Origin of the sequence: Bradyrhizobium sp. LHD-71, assembly GCF_031157255.1 — a bacterium.
Classification (GTDB): domain Bacteria; phylum Pseudomonadota; class Alphaproteobacteria; order Rhizobiales; family Xanthobacteraceae; genus P52-10.
Genome location: NZ_JAVIFX010000030.1, coordinates 43,406 through 59,262, shown reverse-complemented (window position 1 = coordinate 59,262; position 15,857 = coordinate 43,406). Strand labels below are relative to the sequence as shown.

Below are 15,857 nucleotides of genomic sequence, written 5' to 3'. Positions count from 1 at the left end.
ACCTGGTCGCAGCAACCCGCGAATAACGTGACGGAGCACCGCAACCGTCACGTCAAGTGTTGAGGAGTAGAGCCGATGTCCATGACCATTTCCGTACCGCCGCAGCAGTTGCTCGAGCGCATCCTTACGCTCGAGATTGTGCGCGTGACGGAGCGAGCGGCCGTGTCTGCGGCGCGCCTGCGCGGCCATGGCAACGAAAAGGCCGCGGATCAGGCGGCGGTCGATGCGATGCGTCGCGAGCTGAACAAGCTGCCGATCGAAGGCACTGTGGTGATCGGTGAGGGCGAGCGTGATGAAGCGCCGATGCTGTTCATCGGCGAGCAGGTCGGCATTCAAGCCGGTCCCAAGGTCGACATCGCTGTCGATCCGCTCGAAGGCACGACCCTTTGCGCAAAGAACATGCCCGGCGCGATCGCCACAATGGCGATGGCTGAGGGGGGCACGCTCCTGAACGCGCCGGACGTCTACATGCAGAAGATCGCCGTCGGCCCCGGTTACAAGAAGGGCGTGGTGGAGCTCGATGCATCGCCGGCCGACAACATTCACCGGCTGGCCAAGGCCAAGGGCGTGGAGCCGTCGGCAATCACTGCGTTGGTGCTGGATCGCCCGCGCCACGCCGACATCATCACGGGGGTTCGCTCGACCGGGGCAGCGGTGCGGCTGATCACCGACGGCGACGTGGCCGGTGTCATTCATTGCGCCGATCCAGACAACACCGGCGTCGACATTTACATGGGTATCGGCGGCGCGCCGGAGGGCGTGCTCGCGGCCGCGGCACTGCGCTGCATCGGCGGCCAGATGCAGTGCCGCCTGATCCTCGACACCGACGAGAAGCGCGAGCGCGCCGCGAAGATGGGCGTGAAGGATCCGCGGATGGTCTATGGCATCGACGAGATGGTGAAGGGCGATTGCCTGTTTGCCGCGACGGGCGTGACGGACGGTTCACTGCTCTCCGGCGTGAAGTTCAAGAAGGATGTGATCGAGACCGAAACGGTCGTCATGCGTTCGGTCACCGGAACGGTACGGCTGATCCGGGCGGAGCATCGCCAACTCGACAAGTTCCACCTGGATTGACGGCCATGGCCCGGCCCGAAGTGAGCGTTCGTCCCGTTGGTCGCGAAGAGCGCGCGGACTGGGAGCCGCTCTGGGCTGGCTACCTGACCTTCTACAAGGCGACGCTTCCGGCGACGTCCACCGATATCACCTGGACGAGGCTGCACGACCCCGCCGAGCCGATGCATCTGCTCGGCGCCTATGTCGACGGCAAGCTGACCGGCATCGTCCACTACCTCTTTCATCGCTCGACATGGATGCCTGACGACTACTGCTATCTGCAGGACCTGTTTGTCGCCGACAGCGCGCGCGGGCTTGGGCTCGGCCGGGCATTGATCGAAGCGGTCTATGCGAAAGCGAAAGAGGCCGGTTCAAGCCGCGTCTATTGGCTGACGCACGAGACCAATTCGCAGGCGCGCATTCTCTACGACCAGGTCGCCGAGAACCTCGGTTTCATTCAATATCGCAAAGCGCTGTAGCGTCCGGGCGCCGCTTCGCAGCGGCGTCCCGGACGTGAGGCTTAGCCTCGATCCGCCTTGGTCAGATCGGGAAAATTCGCCGGCCGCTTCTCGACGAAGTGCGCGACCCCTTCCTTGTAATCCGGATAAGGATAGTTCGCGACGATCTGCTTGTCGGCTTCGGCAAGGTTTTCGGCATAGGTCTCGAACATGCCTTTCCACATCTGTGCCTTGATTACGGCCATCGAGCGCGGTGACACCGTATCGGTCAGGATGCGAACGTATGTGCGCACGTCCTCCATGAAGGTATCCTGCGGATAGACGCGATTGACGAGGCCCAGGTCGAGCGCCTCCTTCGCGGTCACACGGCGCGCCGACATCAAAAGATCGATCGCGTTCGACGGGCCGATCAAGCGCGGCAGCAACCAGGCGATGCCATGTTCGGCAATCAGGCCGCGTTGCGCGAACGCGGTGGTGAAGATCATCCGGTCGGATGCCATCCGCATGTCGCAACACAGCGCCATGATCATGCCAAGGCCGGCAGTCGCACCGTTCAGTGCGGCGATCACCGGCTTGCCGATGCGCATGAAGTAAGAGTAGCGGCGCACATCGGCGAACTGCTTGCCGAGGTCGGGACCATGTCCGAGCGTGATGGCCGGGATGATGGTCGGATCGTCCGGTGGAGGAGGAGGCCGCTCGCCACCGGAGCGTCGCTGCAGCCGGCCGATGTCCGCGCCCGCACAAAATGCGCGTCCGGCGCCCGTCAGGATGATCGCCCGCACCGCGGGGTCGCCACCGGCCTTGGCCATCGCGTTGGCGATGTTGATCGGCATCGAGTCGTCGATCGAATTCATTCGCTCGGGACGATTGAGGGTGATGGTAGCGATCCGGTCCTTCACATCGTACAGGACCTCATTTTCTTCCGACATGTGCTGGTGTGCCTCCCTGATGGTTGGCCAAACGATATCCGCTCATGGGGCACGGTCAATGTCGCCATCGGCACAAGTGCCGTGCACGGCCAACATCAAGCGATCAGGTCTTTTGACTCGCCGGCCTGGCGGCAAGCGTCCTCACCGTCCGGCCGCGGCGCCTGCGCGCCTGATCAGCACTTGCGATGCGGAGCATCCGCTGGAACGTCGGACATTCCATATGATTTCGGGCCGGGCACTCTGCTGCATGAAGCAGGCCATTTCTGAGGGCGGTGAGTTTCCGGATTGTTCGATCGAGTTCACGCGCCTTGGCCGCCAGGCTCGTCCGATCGATCCGAGGACGGCCGTCCGGAGCAAACATTGCGCCGATCTCCTCGAGCGAAAAACCGGCGTTTCTTCCAAGGGCGATCAGCGACAGGCGCTCGAGCACGCCGGCGGTGAATAGCCGGCGCGTTCCTTGCCGTCCGACGGATTTGATCAGCCCTTTCTCGTCATAGAAGCGCAGGGTCGAAGCGGGAACGCCGGACCTGCGAGCGACCTCGGCGATATCGATCAACTTCATGCTTGACCTCAAGTTCACTTGAACTGGCAGCATGACACTCGTCGCTGGCTGAGGCAAGGCGCGGCCTCGCCATCGGCGGTCGCCTCGATTGGAGGTCGGGATATGTCCTCTTTGGAGAAGGCTATGTCCAATCGGCAAACAACTGCAACTTCGGCCGTCGAGCGGACCTCGAACGTCACGGCCGCTTTTGCGATGCTTGCGGTCGTTCAATCGACCCTGATTTTCACCATCGCGCTGATCATGATTCCTCTGCCGAAAATCGCCGAGGAGCTTGCGCTTTCCGCCTCTCAGGTCCTGCTTCTGCAAGTGGCCTATGGCCTGCCGTTCAGCGGCCTATTGCTTTTCGGCGGCGGGCTGACCGATCGCTACGGTGCGCGGCCGATGTTCGTGGTCGGCCTAGCCACGTTCGGTGCCGCATCCGCGGTGGCTGCGCTCGCGCCCAGCTACAATGCTTTGATGGCGATGCGCTTTTTCCAGGGGGACCGGGGGCGCGATCGTCGCTCCCCGCCGCGCTCGGCCTGGTCCGCGCCCTGTTCCCTGACATGATGGCGTTCGCGCGCGCCGTGGCCACCTGGGGCGGAGTATCCGTGCTTGGCGCCGTGCTGGGCTTCGTCTCATCAGGCATCGTGGCAAGCTTCGTCAGCTGGCGTTGGATGTTCGCGATTCCCATCGCAGTATCTGCGCTCGGACTCCGAGCCGGGGGCCGCCTGTTGCCTGCAGGTCGCCCGCTTCATACGCAGAGGCGCCCGGCACGCGATCCTCTCGGAGCCGTGCTTGCAACTGGCGGGATCATGTTTGCAAGCTTCGGATTGATCGCGAGCCACGACACGAGCTGGAAATCGCCGATGGTAGGCGGATCCGTGACCGTAGGAGTGGCGCTGCTGATCGCTTTTCTGATCGTGGAGCGCAGGGCGCAAGATCCCTTGCTGCCGCCTGCTTTCCTGCTCGACATGCTGCGCGCCGTCGGGCTCCTCGGAACGTTCCTGGCTGCAGCGGTATCGCTGCTGATCGAATTCGTGTTTCTCACCTACCTTCAACAGACCCGCGGCTGGACCTCCTTTGAAACCGCGGCGTCGTTTCTGCCTTTCGCTTTTGGTTTGATCGTGACCAATCTTCTCGCAGCCGCGGCTGTGGGAAAGTTCGGAGCGAAAGCGACGCTGGTCACGGGATTTCTGGTGGCCGGCGCAAGCCTCGCGTGGCTTTCGGTTCTGGATTCGACAACTGCATATTTCACGACCCTCATGCCCGCACAGGTTCTGCTTGCGATCGGCATAGCCCTGGTTTTCTCGGGGGCCGCCGTGCTCGCTACGGCCAATGTCGCGCAGGAGCAGACGGGGCTTGCGGGCGGCGTGATGAATACAGCGATGGAGCTCGGTCCGACTGTCGGATTTGCCCTTCTGATGGCCGTGGCCGCGACGCGGGCCGACGTCGTCGATGGTTATGCCATCGCGTTCGGCACGGCGGCCGCTTGCTGCGGCTTGGCCGCAGTGGCGACTTTGCTGGTTGCGACCGCGTCGCGCGGCGCGAGCGCATGACGCGACACTCGACGGCTTTAGACCCTGCAGGAGGCGGATGGTGAGTGTTGGTCTGACATTCGGCATGGCGGCGCTGTTGATCGGAGGCGGTGCCACTCTCTTCATGGACTTGTGGGCTGCGCTGCAGAAGCGGCTTCTGGGCGTACCGTCGCTGAACTACGCGCTGGTCGGTCGCTGGATCGGTCATCTTTGTCTTGGCAAGTTCGCGCACGAGAACATCGCAGCCGCGCCGGCCATCCATGGAGAGACTGCCCTCGGCTGGGTCGCGCATTACGCGATCGGGATCGTGTTCGCCGCCGTGCTGCTGGCGATATGTGGATTGGAGTGGGCGCACAGTCCGACAGCCGGTCCTGCTCTGCTCGTCGGTATTGGCAGCGTTGCCGCACCGTTCCTTATCCTGCAACCCGGGATGGGGGCCGGGATCGCGGCGAGCAAGACTTCGCAGCCGAACGTCTCGCGCTTAAGAAGCCTCGCGGCCCACACTTCGTTCGGTATCGGCTTGTACGTCTCCGCCCTGATCGTCGCCAGCTTGCTCCCGGCGTAACTGGCGACGGTGGCATGTAGGCGTGCTTGAACGCGCCGATCAGCCGGATGGATCGGGGAAGTTGGCCTTCCGCTTTTCGAGGAAATGTGTCACGCCCTCGATGTAGTCCTTCGACTTGACGCTGAGTTCGAGCTCGGTGTCGGCGACGCCAAGGGCCTCGCTGAAGGTCTGGAACATGGCTTTCCACACCTGCGCCTTCATCACGGCGAGCGAGCGCGGCGAAACGGTCTCGGCGATGTTGGTTGCAAAAGCCTGAACGTCATCGCGGAACGTGCTTTGCGGAAAGACCTTATTGACCAGGCCAATGTCCAGCGCTTCTTGCGCGGGAACCCGTCGCGCGGTCATCAACAGTTCGAGCGCATGCGAGGGGCCAACCAGGCGTGGCAGCAGCCATGAGATGCCGTGCTCGGCGATCAGCCCGCGCTGTGCGAACGAGGTCGTGAAGAACATGTTGTCGGCAGCAAGGCGGATGTCCGCGCACAATGCCGGGATCATGCCGCCGCCCGCGACGGCGCCGTTCAGGCCGGCGATCACCGGCTTGCCGATGCGCATGAAGTACGAGTAGCGCCGGATGTCCATGAACTCGCGGCCGAGGTTCGGCCCTTTGCCCGACGGGATCGCTTTGAAGAATTCCGGATCGTCCGGCGGGTAGACAGGGCGCGCAGCACCGACCCGACCCGCCTCGAGCCGCTGCCGATCGGCACCGGCGCAGAAGGCGCGCCCCGCGCCGGTGATGACGATGACACGCACGCTCGGATCGTTTGCCGCCATCAGCATCGCTTTGGAAACGCTGTAGGGCAGTGTGAGATTGGTGGCGTTCAGCCGGTCCGGACGGTTGAGCATCACGGTCGCGACGCGATCCTTGATGGTGTAAAGCACCTCGTTCTCGGGAACGTCGAGTTCGACCGTTCTGGTTGCGGATTCTTGCGGATTTTCGCCGGTCACAAGGCCGATCCTTTTCTTTATTGACGCCACATTCGTTGATAAACCAATGCTGGCGCGCCGCAACCATCAAAAATGCGCGCCTTGACCGGGTGACCTGAATGACCGACGAGATCGCAAGACGTGAGGTAAAGGCGCTGGTGTTCGATGTGTTCGGCACCGTCGTCGACTGGCGCACGAGCCTGATCGAGGATCTGTCGCAGTGGGCAAAATCGAAGAAGATCGATGCCGACTGGACGGCGTTGGTCGACGCCTGGCGCGAGGCTTATGTGCCGTCAATGAACGAGGTTCGCAACAATGCTGCGAAGGGGTTCGTCAAGCTCGACGTGCTGCACCGCCAATCGCTGGACAAACTGATCGAGCGGTTTGACATCAAGGGGCTGAGCGAAGCTGATCGTGATCACATCAACCGTGGCTGGCATCGGCTGAAGCCATGGCCCGACAGCGTGCCGGGGCTGACGCGGCTGAAGACGAAGTTCATCATCAGCCCGTTGTCGAACGGCAACGTCATTCTGCTCACCAACATGGCGAAGAACGCCGGCCTGCCATGGGACCTGATCCTGGGATCGGAAATTTTCGAGCACTTCAAGCCGGATCCGGAAACCTATCTCGGCGCCGCGCGGCTGCTGAGCATGTCGCCGGGCGAAGTGATGATGGTGGCCGCCCACAACGGTGATTTGAAGGCCGCTCAGTCCCACGGACTCAAGACGGCATTCGTGCCGCGGCCTGGCGAGTATGGCCCGCATCAGAAGCGGGACTTCGAGGCGACCGGCGAATGGACGATGGTGGTCAAGGATCTCAACGACCTTGCTGCACGGCTCGGTTGCTGAGACTTGGCTGTTGATCGTCGCGAATCATTGGTGGGAGCCGGAGGCGTGACTATGTCATCATCGCCCCGATGACTGCATCAGCAGCCTTTTCAGCTTTCGACGACCGGTTGCCGTTCCTTGGCGTGGCGCGATCAGCCACCGGGAAGATATGGCGCGATCGGCTGGATGCGCGCGCGACCGCTCGCGCCCTTGCATTCACCCAGCGGCATCAATTGCCGGAGATGCTTGCGCGCGTGCTCGCTGGCCGCGGCGTCGAGCTCGACACTGTCATGGACTTTCTCGATCCGACAGTGCGCAAGCTCATGCCAGATCCGTTCACGGTGACGGACATGGAGGTGGCCGCCAGGCGGATTTCGGACGCCGTGACAAGGGGCGAGCGCATTGCGATCTTCGGCGACTACGATGTCGATGGAGCGACGTCGGCCGCGTTGCTCACCTGGCACCTGAGGCACACCGGCCTCGACCCGCTGATCCATATTCCTGACCGGCTTTTCGAAGGCTACGGACCAAATGTGGAAGCGGTTCGTGCGCTGGCTGCGAAAGGCGCCACGCTGCTGATCACAGTGGATTGCGGCACCACCAGCGTCGAACCGCTGGCCGAGGCGAAGAGGCTCGGTCTCAGCGTGCTCGTGATCGACCACCACCAATGCGGCGACGAGTTGCCGGTGGTCGATGCGCTGGTCAATCCGAACAGACCTGACGATCTGTCCGGGCTGGGCCACCTCGCGGCGGTCGGACTTGTGTTCGTGACGCTGGTGGCCGTCAATCGGGAGCTGCGGCAGTGCGGCTTCTGGACAGACGAGCGGCCAGAGCCGGATCTGCTCGGAGCGTTGCATCACGTCGCGCTTGGCACCGTCGCCGACGTCGCGCCGCTTACCGGACTGAACCGCGCGCTGGTTGCCAAGGGTCTGATTGCGCTGCGACGGCGGGACCACGTCGGCCATACCGCACTGATGGACGTGTCTCGCCTGAGCGGGCCGCCGGAGGCCTGGCACCTGGGTTTCCTGCTGGGACCGCGCATCAATGCAGGCGGACGTATCGGTCGTGCCGATCTCGGCGTGCGGCTGCTGCTGGAGGCCGATCCGACGGAAGCGGCCCGCATAGCCGCGGAGCTCGATCGGCTCAACGGTGAACGGCGGCTGATCGAACAGGCGGCCGAAGCGCAGGCCGAGGCCGAGGCGCTGGCCGCGCTCGGCCTTGAAGACAAGGGCTCAGTGATCGTCACTGCCTCCGAAGGCTGGCATCCCGGCGTCGTCGGGCTGGTTGCGTCACGGCTGAAGGACAAGTTCGCCAGGCCTGTTTTCGCGGTCGCGCTGGAGCCGGGCGGAACGGGCACCGGCTCGGGGCGATCGATCGCTGGCGTCGACCTTGGCAAGGCGGTGCGGCAGGCGGTGCATGATGGCGTCCTTATCAAGGGCGGCGGGCACGCGATGGCCGCCGGCGTGACCCTGCGCAAGGAACGGCTTGCAGAGTTTCGTGCGTATATGGAAAGCGCACTCGCCGACAGTGTCGCTAAATCGCGCCATGCCAATGACCTGTTCGTCGATGGCGCGGCGACCGCGCGGGCGCTGACGCCGGAATTCGTCAGGACCCTGGAGCGCGCCGGCCCGTTCGGCAGCGGCAACCCGGAACCGCTGATCGCGTTGCCGTCGCACCAGCTGGTCCATGCTGAAGAGATTGGTCAGGCCCACCTCCGCGTTCGTTTCAAGGCCGGCGACGGCGCATTGGTTAACGGCGTTGCGTTCCGTGCCGTCGGCCAGCCACTCGGTCGCGCGCTGGTCGAAAATCGCGGCCAGAACCTGCACGTGGCGGGTTTCCTGGCGATCGATCGCTGGCAGGGAACGGAACGGGTGCAGTTCCGTATTTCGGACGTGGCGGTTCCCGACCCCGGACCGGCCTTGATCAGGTGACGCGTCGCCAGTTAAGTAAGTTTTTCGTTAATCCTGGAGGCCGAGGCGCCGGCGAGTAAATGTGTTGCGTGAGGAGAGGGGCGAAAGCCTCTCACAGGTGAGCGTCCATGGTTACGGCATTCTATTCCGCCGCGCGTATCGTCTTGATGGTCTCTGGCTGGCTCGTTGCGCTGCTTCTCGCTTTCGCCGCCGACTACATGCTGCCCGGCGCCAAATGGCCGATCCTGATCGGTCTTGGCTCATGGTGGACACTCACCTGCATCATCTATGTGCGCAACGAAGCTTACGTACGCAATGAGCTCGAGCGATAGCGCGTGAACTCGGCCAGGCCTCCTGGCGCCGGCGACAGGCCTGCCGCCGCTAAATTCCTTGCCGCAGCCGCGCGAGCACTTTCAGACCGCCATAGCCATCGGCCGGGGTGATGCCGGCTTTCATCTGGAAATTCTTCACGGCCTGCATCGTCTGATTGCCGACGCGGCCGTCATTGCCGCCCGTGTCGAATCCGGATTGCGTGAGCCGCGTCTGCAATTCCTGGACTTCGGCGAGCGTCAATGCGCGTTCGCTGCCGGGGAACGGCTGCACGAATGGCCCGCCGCCCAGAATGCGATCGCCGAGATGGACGATCGCAAGCGCGTAGTTCATCGACGGATTATAGCTGCGCACCGCGTAGAAGTTTGGCCCCAAAAGGAAGCTCGGCCCGCCGGGCACCGGCGTCCACAGCTGCGCCGTGGCATTCGGCTGCGGGAACGGCTGACCGTCGGCGCGTTTGACGCCAGCGGCGGCCCATTTTTCGTAACTGCGGCTCCCGCTGATCGGCCCGCCGCCGGTTTTGACCTCGTAGCCCCAATGCTGGTTGGCTCGGTACTTTCCGCGGTTGATCAGGTAGCGGGCGCTTGACCCAAGCGCGTCGTCCGGCTTGCCGAACGGTGAGACGCGGCCGTCGTTGTCATAGTCGATACCGACGTTGAGCCAGACTTCGGGCATCCATTGCGTGTGGCCCATCGCGCCGGCCCATGAGCCGCGCATCTCGTCGGGCGTGCTCCAGCCGCGCTCGACGATGCGCAGCGCATTGATCAATTCGGTTTCCCAATAGGCGCGGCGGCGCGGCTCATTCCAGGCCAGCGCCGCAAGCGAGGGAAACACCGGGCGCATGTGGTTCTTCTGCACCAGCGGGTCGCCGTAGGCGGTCTCGACGCCCCATAGTGCCAGAAGCGTTCCGCGCTCGACGCCGAAATCCTTCTCGATGCGGTCGAACAATTTCGTGTGTTGCTTGAGCGTCTGCTTGCCGGCGGCCAGCCGCCAGTCGGAAACGCGCCGGTTGATGTATTGCCAGAGTTGCTCGCTGAATTCAGGCTGGCTGCGAATTTGCGTGAAGACGCGCATATCCGGCTCGATCTTGCCCATCGCGCGCGTGTAGGTCTGATCGGAAACGCCGCGCGCGAGCGCGCGGGCGCGGAAGCGGTCGCGCCACTCATCGAAACCTGCCGGCGCTGCGGCATGCGCCGGCAGCGACGGCGCAAGGCTCGCGCCGGCTAGGCCAATTCCGGTTCGAAATCCGGTCAACAGCATCTGGCGACGCGTGAGATGTTCCGTCGGGGAAAGAGATTTGCGTTCCATGCGCCTATTCTAGGCCATCGTCGCGACATGTGGACAGCCGTTTCTAATTCTCGTCGTCGTCCACGCCTTCCGTGCTTGCCGGCTGTGGCGGCGGCGTTTCCGATACGGCTGTGATTGCAGGCGGCGACAGGTCGGGCGCGATCTCGCGCCCGCGTGCGCCGAGCAGCCGTTCGTACGAGGCAATGAGCGTCGAATAGGGATTGACCCAGATCCAGCCGTCGCGTGTGAACACCTGCAGGTCAAAATGCAGGTGCGTGGTGGTTCCGCCCTGGAAGCCCTGATAGTTCGACACGACGCCGACCCGCTCGCCCTCGCTGACGCGCTTGCCGTGCACCATACCGTCCGCATCGAGCTTGTCGGGCGCCATATGCATGTAGCGGAAGCGAACATGCTCGGTGCGTGTGTTTACGAGCAGTGTCATCGCCTGCTGTTTCGGCGCCCGGATCACCACGCCATCGCGTACGGCAACGGCGGCGTATCGATCCGGAACACAGCGATCGGCTTCGTTGTTGCGCAGCGTGCAGGTCGCCGGTCGGATGTCCTGCCCCTGGTGACCGAAGCCGCCGGGACATTGTCCGGCCTGGAAATCGCGCGTCTCGCAGAAATTGTCCTGCCACGGATAGGAGTAGTTCTCGGGCGCCGACTCATCGAACACGAGCTTCTTGTCATTGAGCCGGCAGCGATAGGCGTCGCCCTTGTCGTGCGGGCGCGGCAGACGGCCCTTCAGGTAGCAGTCCCCCCAGTTCATGAACGACTGCGAATTCGCGTATGCAGGCGCCTGTTCGATCGGGAAGCGAATTTGTGCGTAGACAGTTCGGTCGGGATGCCCGCCGTTGCGGCGATAACTGGAGTTCGCGATCAGCTCGCCTGGGGGACGATAGGTGAAATCCGGTGAAAGCTCTGTGGGCCGCTCCACGGCCGCGGACGCGATGGCGGGACGAGGCCTGGCAGGCCTGCCACCGACAATGCGCAAGCTCTTCAGGAAATGCTCGGCGACCTGGGAAGCTTCGCGGCAGGACAGCCGGTTCGTGCGTGCGACGCTGTCGAGGCACTGGATCGAGGCCACATAGGGGACGCCGTAGCGCGTGAAGGCGTAGCGGACGAATCCCTCGCGGATGATGCGGCGCAGATCGGGATAGCGGCTGCTCAGCGATTTGACGGCGTCTCCCTTGCCGAGCGCCGGATCATTGATCCCGTAGCTCAACAACGAGCCGGTGAAGTGGACTTCGACGGGTCGCGCGAATACCCGCGCCGGCAGATCGGAGTTCCCGCCAGCCATTGCCGTGACGACGGCACTGTAGCCCGATGGCCCGGCTTCGAAGAGATCGATGCTGCGGAAGCCCGCAAGATAGCGAGGAAGGGGCAGGCTTGCCGGCGCGCCGGCCAAGCGGTCGGCGAGATATCCGGGCAGATCGAACGGCAGGAGAACCGGAACCGGACTTTGGTTGGCCGCGGGGAAAATGGGGGCCGTAATGGCGTTCAGCTGCATCAGCGCCGGTGTGCGGCGCTGATCGAATGGGCGGTGGCGACGCCCGCGCCAGAACGTCAGCGAACCCGCGGCGTCCGGACGGGCCGATATCTCGGATCGTAGTTGTTCGACGGCGGCGCGCCAGTCGACGCGGGAGAACGAAATCGGCGGGGTGACGAAATTGTCGGCCAGAAGCGGGGAGGGCAGAAGGAATGTTGATACGAACAACAGTCGGACGAGAAAGCGACCGAAATTTCCGGTCTGACCTCGAAACGCCCGGGCTGCCCCCTTCACGACGTCCTCTATTCTACAAACGCTGGTACCCAAGTGCGCCGGATTTGAAGTTCGTACCTGACGCAGGATTCGCGACAATGACAAACGTCAAATCCGAAAGCGCAACTCACGTCAACGTTGCCCGGTGTCCGGCAACGTTCGCCGACGAGATTGCCGCAGAGTGATGCGAGCAGCAGAGCCGGGACATTGGTCCTTCAGTCCTTCGCCCGCTCCACGTACGAACCGTCTTCGGTCATCACGACGATACGCGTCCCCGCGCTGATGTGCGGCGGCACGCTGGTGCGAACGCCATTGGAGAGTATCGCGGGCTTGTAGGAGGAGGAAGCAGTCTGCCCTTTGGTGACCGGCTCTGTCTCGGCAACCTCGAGCGTGACACGCTGCGGCAGCTGGATCGCGACCGGATTTGCATCGTGCATCGACAGCTTGACGGTCATGTTCTCCTGCAGATACGGCGCGTAATCACCGACGATGTCCTTCGAGACCTGAATCTGGTCGTAGGTCTCGTTGTTCATGAAGTGGAAGCCGTCGCCGTCCTGATAAAGAAAGTTAAAATCGCGATCCTCGACGAAAGCACGCTCCACCTGATCGGTGGTCTTGTAGCGCTCGGAGACCTTCACCCCGTCGCTGATCCGGCGCATTTCGATCTGGCTGACCGGAGTTCCTTTGCCGGGATGGATGTTCTCGGCGGTCAACACGACGTATAGCTTGCCGTCGACTTCCAGGATGTTGCCCTTGCGGACCGAACTCGCGATGACTTTCACGGAGGCTTTTCCTAACGTTCAGATGGGGGGCCGTAACCGGCCGCCGGGCGCGACTGGCTGGGACGCTGTTTCGGGCCGGAACATACTGATTTGGCTCCCAAATGCCAGCGTCTTGCTGACATTTTCGGCAGTGTTCTGATGGCTGCGATGACAACTGGTAGCCCGTGGTGGGACCGGAACCGCCACGCCGACAAGCGGCCGTTTCTTGAAAAGCGCGCCCTCATCAGTGCGAACGTGCGCGACTTTTTTCGATCGCAAGGGTTCGCGGAGGTCGAAACACCGATCCTGCAGGTTTCCCCCGGCAATGAGACGCATCTGCATGCACCGCGAACCGAAATCATGACGCGCGACGGCCGGCTGACCCGATACTTGCGGACGTCTCCGGAATTCGCAGCCAAGAAGCTGCTGGCTGCCGGCGAAGCGCGGATTTTCGAGTTGGCGCGGGTGTTTCGCGACCGGGAGCGGGGTGATCTGCATCTGCCGGAGTTCACCATGCTCGAATGGTATCGTGCGGGAAGTCCGTATACGGCGGTCATGGCCGACAGCGTCGCAGTGAGCACTGCCGCCGCCGAAGCTGCCGGCACGAAGCTGTTCGCGTTTCGCGGCAAGAAGGCCGATCCGTTTGCTGACCCTGAACGCCTCACCATGGCCGAGGCGTTTCGCCATTATGCGAAGATCGATCTCTTGCGGACGATCGATGGCGGCGAAGGCGATCGCGCCGCGTTGGCGGAGGCGTCACGAGCTCATGTACGGGTTGCAGATGACGACACCTGGTCCGATATCTTCTCGAAGATTTTGGTCGAGCATGTTGAGCCAGAACTCGGGCAGGGACGCATGACGCTGCTCTACGAGTATCCGGCGCCGGAGTCGGCGCTGGCGCGCGTCAGCGCGCATGATCCGCGGGTGGCAGAGCGTTTCGAACTGTACGCCTGCGGCGTGGAACTGGCGAACGGATTTGGTGAACTGACGGATGCGGTCGAGCAGCGGCGGCGATTCGAGATGGCAATGGACGAGAAGCAGCGCCGATACGGTGAGCGATATCCGCTCGATGAGGACTTCCTCGCGGCGCTCGCAGCGATGCCGCCGGCGAGCGGCGTCGCCATGGGCTTCGACCGGCTGGTGATGCTGGCCGCGGGGGCGACGAAGATCGATCAGGTGGTCTGGATGCCGCCCACGGAAGAAACATGAAACGGCAAACGATTCCTGCTGTGGCGTCGACCTTGCGGACGCCGGACGAACTGGTCGCACACGGACTGGCGCCGGCATCGTCGCTGGCTGTGCTGGAACGCGTAGCCTCCCGCTACGCCGTGGCGATCACGCCCGATATTGCCGCGCTGATCGACCCGAACGATCCGGATGATCCGATCGCACGGCAATACGTTCCATCCGCCGAAGAGCTCGATACCCGGCGGATCGAAAACGCTGATCCGATCGGCGACCACACGTATTCGCCAGTCGCAGGCATCGTCCATCGCTATCCGGATCGCGTGCTGTTCAAGCTGGTGCACGTTTGCGCCGTCTATTGTCGCTTCTGCTTCCGCCGCGAAATGGTCGGGCCCGGCAAGGATACGGCCTTGAGTGACAGCGCTTACGCCGCGGCACTCGCCTATATCCGCTCCCACCCCGAAGTCTGGGAGGTGATCCTGACCGGCGGGGATCCGTTGATGCTGTCGGCGCGCCGCCTGCGCACGATCATGCGTGACCTGGCATCCATCGCGCATGTGAAGATCGTTCGTATTCATACCCGCATTCCGGTCGCAGATCCCGCACGGGTCACCGATGCGCTGGTCGATGCGCTGACGGTCAGCGGTGCGACAACCTGGGTCGCGCTGCATGCGAACCATCCGCGCGAACTGACGCCGCAAGCGCGCGCGGCCTGCGCCAAGCTCGTCGACGCCGGCATTCCTCTGGTCAGTCAGTCGGTCCTGCTCCGAGGCGTCAACGACGATGCGGCGACGCTCGAAGCGCTGATGCGGACCTTCGTCGAATGCCGCATCAAGCCGTATTACCTGCATCACGGCGATCTTGCGCCGGGCACCGCGCATCTCCGCACGACACTTGAAGAAGGACAGGCGCTGATGCGCAGCCTGCGTGGCCGCGTCTCAGGTCTCTGCCAGCCGCAATACGTGCTCGATATTCCCGGCGGCCACGGCAAGTCCCCGGTGGGGCCGAACTATCTCGTTGAGCCGAACCGTGTCGCCGACTACTGCGGCGACGTCCACCTCTATCCGCCGGTTGACGACGAGTAGTCAGCGGCGCTGAGCTACTTCGGCTTTGCAGCGAGCGCCATGGCGATCAGCGACGATCCGCCGAACAACATATTGATGCCGACCAGCAAGCCAATGGCCCACAACGCCGATCCCGGCAGCCCGGCGAAGATCAGCGCGGCAATCACCAGATCGAAGACGCCCGCCGCCACCATCCAACCCCAGCGCCCGGACAGCTCGCGCTTGTGATCGAGCGCGAACATGATGCTGGCGACGCCTTCGAGAACGAAAAACGCCGTGAGCACGACGGTCAGGGTGAGTAGCCCTTCCATGGGCCGGGCGACCAGCACCAGGCCGGCCAGGACCATCAAGCCTGCGGAGAACAGCGACCACCAGAAGCCGGGCATCTCGCGTCCCCAGTATGTCGCGATCAGCCCGAAGATGCCGCCGATCAGGAAGAGCCAGCCGAGCAACACCGTGACAGCAAGACCGGCGATCGGCGGTACGATAATCGCGCCGATGCCGAGCAGGGCGAGCAGGATCCCTTCGGCCAGGAACATCTTCCAATGCTTCGTGACGATCGAGCGCAGGTCAGGAGCAGCGCCAGGCGCGGTCTGTTGATCGGTCATCGCAACCTCCTCGATTCGCGCAAAGCGAACGGTGTGACAGAGTTCACCTGTCGACCACCCAAGGCAAGTCGCAACGAACGAGGTCGCAACCGATCGGATCAGGCAACAGGGCCCTGGT

The 15,857-nt window shown here is 63.4% G+C and carries 17 protein-coding genes; 10 read left to right on the top strand and 7 right to left on the bottom strand.

What is annotated here, in order from left to right:
- The first annotated feature begins 75 nt into the window (after positions 1-75).
- Together glpX and RCO31_RS27755 are read left to right on the top strand one after the other, a co-directional pair.
- Positions 76-1,074: a class II fructose-bisphosphatase gene (gene glpX, locus RCO31_RS27760; protein ID WP_308971603.1), complete on the top strand. Its 999-nt coding sequence runs from the start codon at positions 76-78 to the stop codon at positions 1,072-1,074.
- A 5-nt stretch (positions 1,075-1,079) separates the two neighbouring features.
- Positions 1,080-1,532, top strand: coding sequence for a GNAT family N-acetyltransferase (locus tag RCO31_RS27755; protein WP_308971602.1), 453 nt, complete (start codon positions 1,080-1,082; stop codon positions 1,530-1,532).
- A 41-nt stretch (positions 1,533-1,573) separates the two neighbouring features.
- Here the strand turns inward: RCO31_RS27755 and RCO31_RS27750 are convergent, their stop codons facing one another.
- Both RCO31_RS27750 and RCO31_RS27745 read right to left on the bottom strand, forming a co-directional pair.
- Positions 1,574-2,440: an enoyl-CoA hydratase-related protein gene (locus RCO31_RS27750; protein ID WP_308971601.1), complete on the bottom strand. Its 867-nt coding sequence runs from the start codon at positions 2,438-2,440 to the stop codon at positions 1,574-1,576.
- Between the two features lie 103 nt (positions 2,441-2,543).
- Positions 2,544-3,002: a helix-turn-helix domain-containing protein gene (locus RCO31_RS27745; RefSeq protein WP_308971600.1), complete on the bottom strand. Its 459-nt coding sequence runs from the start codon at positions 3,000-3,002 to the stop codon at positions 2,544-2,546.
- A gap of 123 nt (positions 3,003-3,125) precedes the next feature.
- On the opposite strand from RCO31_RS27745, the gene RCO31_RS27740 reads away from it, so the two are divergent.
- The 3 genes from RCO31_RS27740 (at position 3,126) to RCO31_RS27730 (ending at position 5,081) form a co-directional block, all read left to right on the top strand.
- Complete coding sequence (locus RCO31_RS27740) at positions 3,126-3,548, top strand: MFS transporter (protein WP_308971599.1); 423 nt, start codon at positions 3,126-3,128, stop codon at positions 3,546-3,548.
- Between the two features lie 245 nt (positions 3,549-3,793).
- Positions 3,794-4,537, top strand: a complete 744-nt coding sequence (locus RCO31_RS27735; RefSeq protein ID WP_374991541.1) for an MFS transporter — start codon at positions 3,794-3,796, stop codon at positions 4,535-4,537.
- A gap of 37 nt (positions 4,538-4,574) precedes the next feature.
- Positions 4,575-5,081, top strand: a complete 507-nt coding sequence (locus tag RCO31_RS27730; RefSeq protein WP_308971597.1) for a DUF2938 domain-containing protein — start codon at positions 4,575-4,577, stop codon at positions 5,079-5,081.
- Between the two features lie 39 nt (positions 5,082-5,120).
- Here RCO31_RS27730 and RCO31_RS27725 read toward each other — a convergent pair whose 3' ends face one another.
- Positions 5,121-6,026: an enoyl-CoA hydratase-related protein gene (locus tag RCO31_RS27725; RefSeq protein WP_308971596.1), complete on the bottom strand. Its 906-nt coding sequence runs from the start codon at positions 6,024-6,026 to the stop codon at positions 5,121-5,123.
- 98 nt (positions 6,027-6,124) lie between these two features.
- Here RCO31_RS27725 and RCO31_RS27720 point away from each other — a divergent pair, with 98 nt between their 5' ends.
- From RCO31_RS27720 to RCO31_RS27710, 3 genes are all read left to right on the top strand, one after another.
- Positions 6,125-6,853: a haloacid dehalogenase type II gene (locus RCO31_RS27720; RefSeq protein WP_308971595.1), complete on the top strand. Its 729-nt coding sequence runs from the start codon at positions 6,125-6,127 to the stop codon at positions 6,851-6,853.
- 68 nt (positions 6,854-6,921) lie between these two features.
- Positions 6,922-8,763 carry a single-stranded-DNA-specific exonuclease RecJ gene (recJ, locus tag RCO31_RS27715; protein WP_308971594.1) on the top strand — a complete coding sequence of 614 codons (1,842 nt, stop codon included), beginning with the start codon at positions 6,922-6,924 and terminating at the stop codon, positions 8,761-8,763.
- Positions 8,764-8,870: 107 nt separating this feature from the next.
- Positions 8,871-9,074: a hypothetical protein gene (locus RCO31_RS27710; RefSeq protein ID WP_308971593.1), complete on the top strand. Its 204-nt coding sequence runs from the start codon at positions 8,871-8,873 to the stop codon at positions 9,072-9,074.
- A 49-nt stretch (positions 9,075-9,123) separates the two neighbouring features.
- Here RCO31_RS27710 and RCO31_RS27705 read toward each other — a convergent pair whose 3' ends face one another.
- The 3 genes from RCO31_RS27705 to efp form a co-directional block, all read right to left on the bottom strand.
- The gene (locus tag RCO31_RS27705) at positions 9,124-10,380 is read right to left on the bottom strand and encodes a lytic murein transglycosylase (RefSeq protein ID WP_308971592.1); all 1,257 of its coding nucleotides are present in this window, start codon (positions 10,378-10,380) and stop codon (positions 9,124-9,126) included.
- A 43-nt stretch (positions 10,381-10,423) separates the two neighbouring features.
- Complete coding sequence (locus RCO31_RS27700; protein ID WP_374991543.1) at positions 10,424-12,076, bottom strand: M23 family peptidase; 1,653 nt, start codon at positions 12,074-12,076, stop codon at positions 10,424-10,426.
- Positions 12,077-12,336: 260 nt separating this feature from the next.
- The gene (gene efp, locus RCO31_RS27695; protein ID WP_308971590.1) at positions 12,337-12,903 is read right to left on the bottom strand and encodes an elongation factor P; all 567 of its coding nucleotides are present in this window, start codon (positions 12,901-12,903) and stop codon (positions 12,337-12,339) included.
- A 138-nt stretch (positions 12,904-13,041) separates the two neighbouring features.
- On the opposite strand from efp, the gene epmA reads away from it, so the two are divergent.
- Together epmA and RCO31_RS27685 are read left to right on the top strand one after the other, a co-directional pair.
- Positions 13,042-14,091, top strand: coding sequence for an EF-P lysine aminoacylase EpmA (gene epmA / locus RCO31_RS27690; RefSeq protein ID WP_308971589.1), 1,050 nt, complete (start codon positions 13,042-13,044; stop codon positions 14,089-14,091).
- Positions 14,088-15,152 (top strand): lysine-2,3-aminomutase-like protein, encoded by a 1,065-nt coding sequence (locus RCO31_RS27685; protein ID WP_308971588.1) that lies wholly within the window; start codon positions 14,088-14,090, stop codon positions 15,150-15,152. The genes epmA and RCO31_RS27685 overlap by 4 nt, the downstream gene beginning before the upstream one ends.
- 14 nt (positions 15,153-15,166) lie before the next feature.
- Here the strand turns inward: RCO31_RS27685 and RCO31_RS27680 are convergent, their stop codons facing one another.
- The gene (locus tag RCO31_RS27680) at positions 15,167-15,739 is read right to left on the bottom strand and encodes an HdeD family acid-resistance protein (protein ID WP_308971587.1); all 573 of its coding nucleotides are present in this window, start codon (positions 15,737-15,739) and stop codon (positions 15,167-15,169) included.
- Positions 15,740-15,857 lie beyond the last annotated feature (118 nt).

Bases quoted from the DNA above. Each gene is read 5' to 3' on its own strand.
- glpX (WP_308971603.1), top strand. From the start codon at position 76: ATGTCCATGACCATTTCCGTACCGCCGCAGCAGTTGCTCGAGCGCATC.
- RCO31_RS27755 (WP_308971602.1), top strand. From the start codon at position 1,080: ATGGCCCGGCCCGAAGTGAGCGTTCGTCCCGTTGGTCGCGAAGAGCGC.
- RCO31_RS27750 (WP_308971601.1), bottom strand. From the start codon at position 2,440: ATGTCGGAAGAAAATGAGGTCCTGTACGATGTGAAGGACCGGATCGCT.
- RCO31_RS27745 (WP_308971600.1), bottom strand. From the start codon at position 3,002: ATGAAGTTGATCGATATCGCCGAGGTCGCTCGCAGGTCCGGCGTTCCC.
- RCO31_RS27740 (WP_308971599.1), top strand. From the start codon at position 3,126: ATGTCCAATCGGCAAACAACTGCAACTTCGGCCGTCGAGCGGACCTCG.
- RCO31_RS27735 (WP_374991541.1), top strand. From the start codon at position 3,794: ATGTTTGCAAGCTTCGGATTGATCGCGAGCCACGACACGAGCTGGAAA.
- RCO31_RS27730 (WP_308971597.1), top strand. From the start codon at position 4,575: ATGGTGAGTGTTGGTCTGACATTCGGCATGGCGGCGCTGTTGATCGGA.
- RCO31_RS27720 (WP_308971595.1), top strand. From the start codon at position 6,125: ATGACCGACGAGATCGCAAGACGTGAGGTAAAGGCGCTGGTGTTCGAT.
- recJ (WP_308971594.1), top strand. From the start codon at position 6,922: ATGACTGCATCAGCAGCCTTTTCAGCTTTCGACGACCGGTTGCCGTTC.
- RCO31_RS27710 (WP_308971593.1), top strand. From the start codon at position 8,871: ATGGTTACGGCATTCTATTCCGCCGCGCGTATCGTCTTGATGGTCTCT.
- RCO31_RS27705 (WP_308971592.1), bottom strand. From the start codon at position 10,380: ATGGAACGCAAATCTCTTTCCCCGACGGAACATCTCACGCGTCGCCAG.
- epmA (WP_308971589.1), top strand. From the start codon at position 13,042: ATGGCTGCGATGACAACTGGTAGCCCGTGGTGGGACCGGAACCGCCAC.
- RCO31_RS27685 (WP_308971588.1), top strand. From the start codon at position 14,088: ATGAAACGGCAAACGATTCCTGCTGTGGCGTCGACCTTGCGGACGCCG.
- RCO31_RS27680 (WP_308971587.1), bottom strand. From the start codon at position 15,739: ATGACCGATCAACAGACCGCGCCTGGCGCTGCTCCTGACCTGCGCTCG.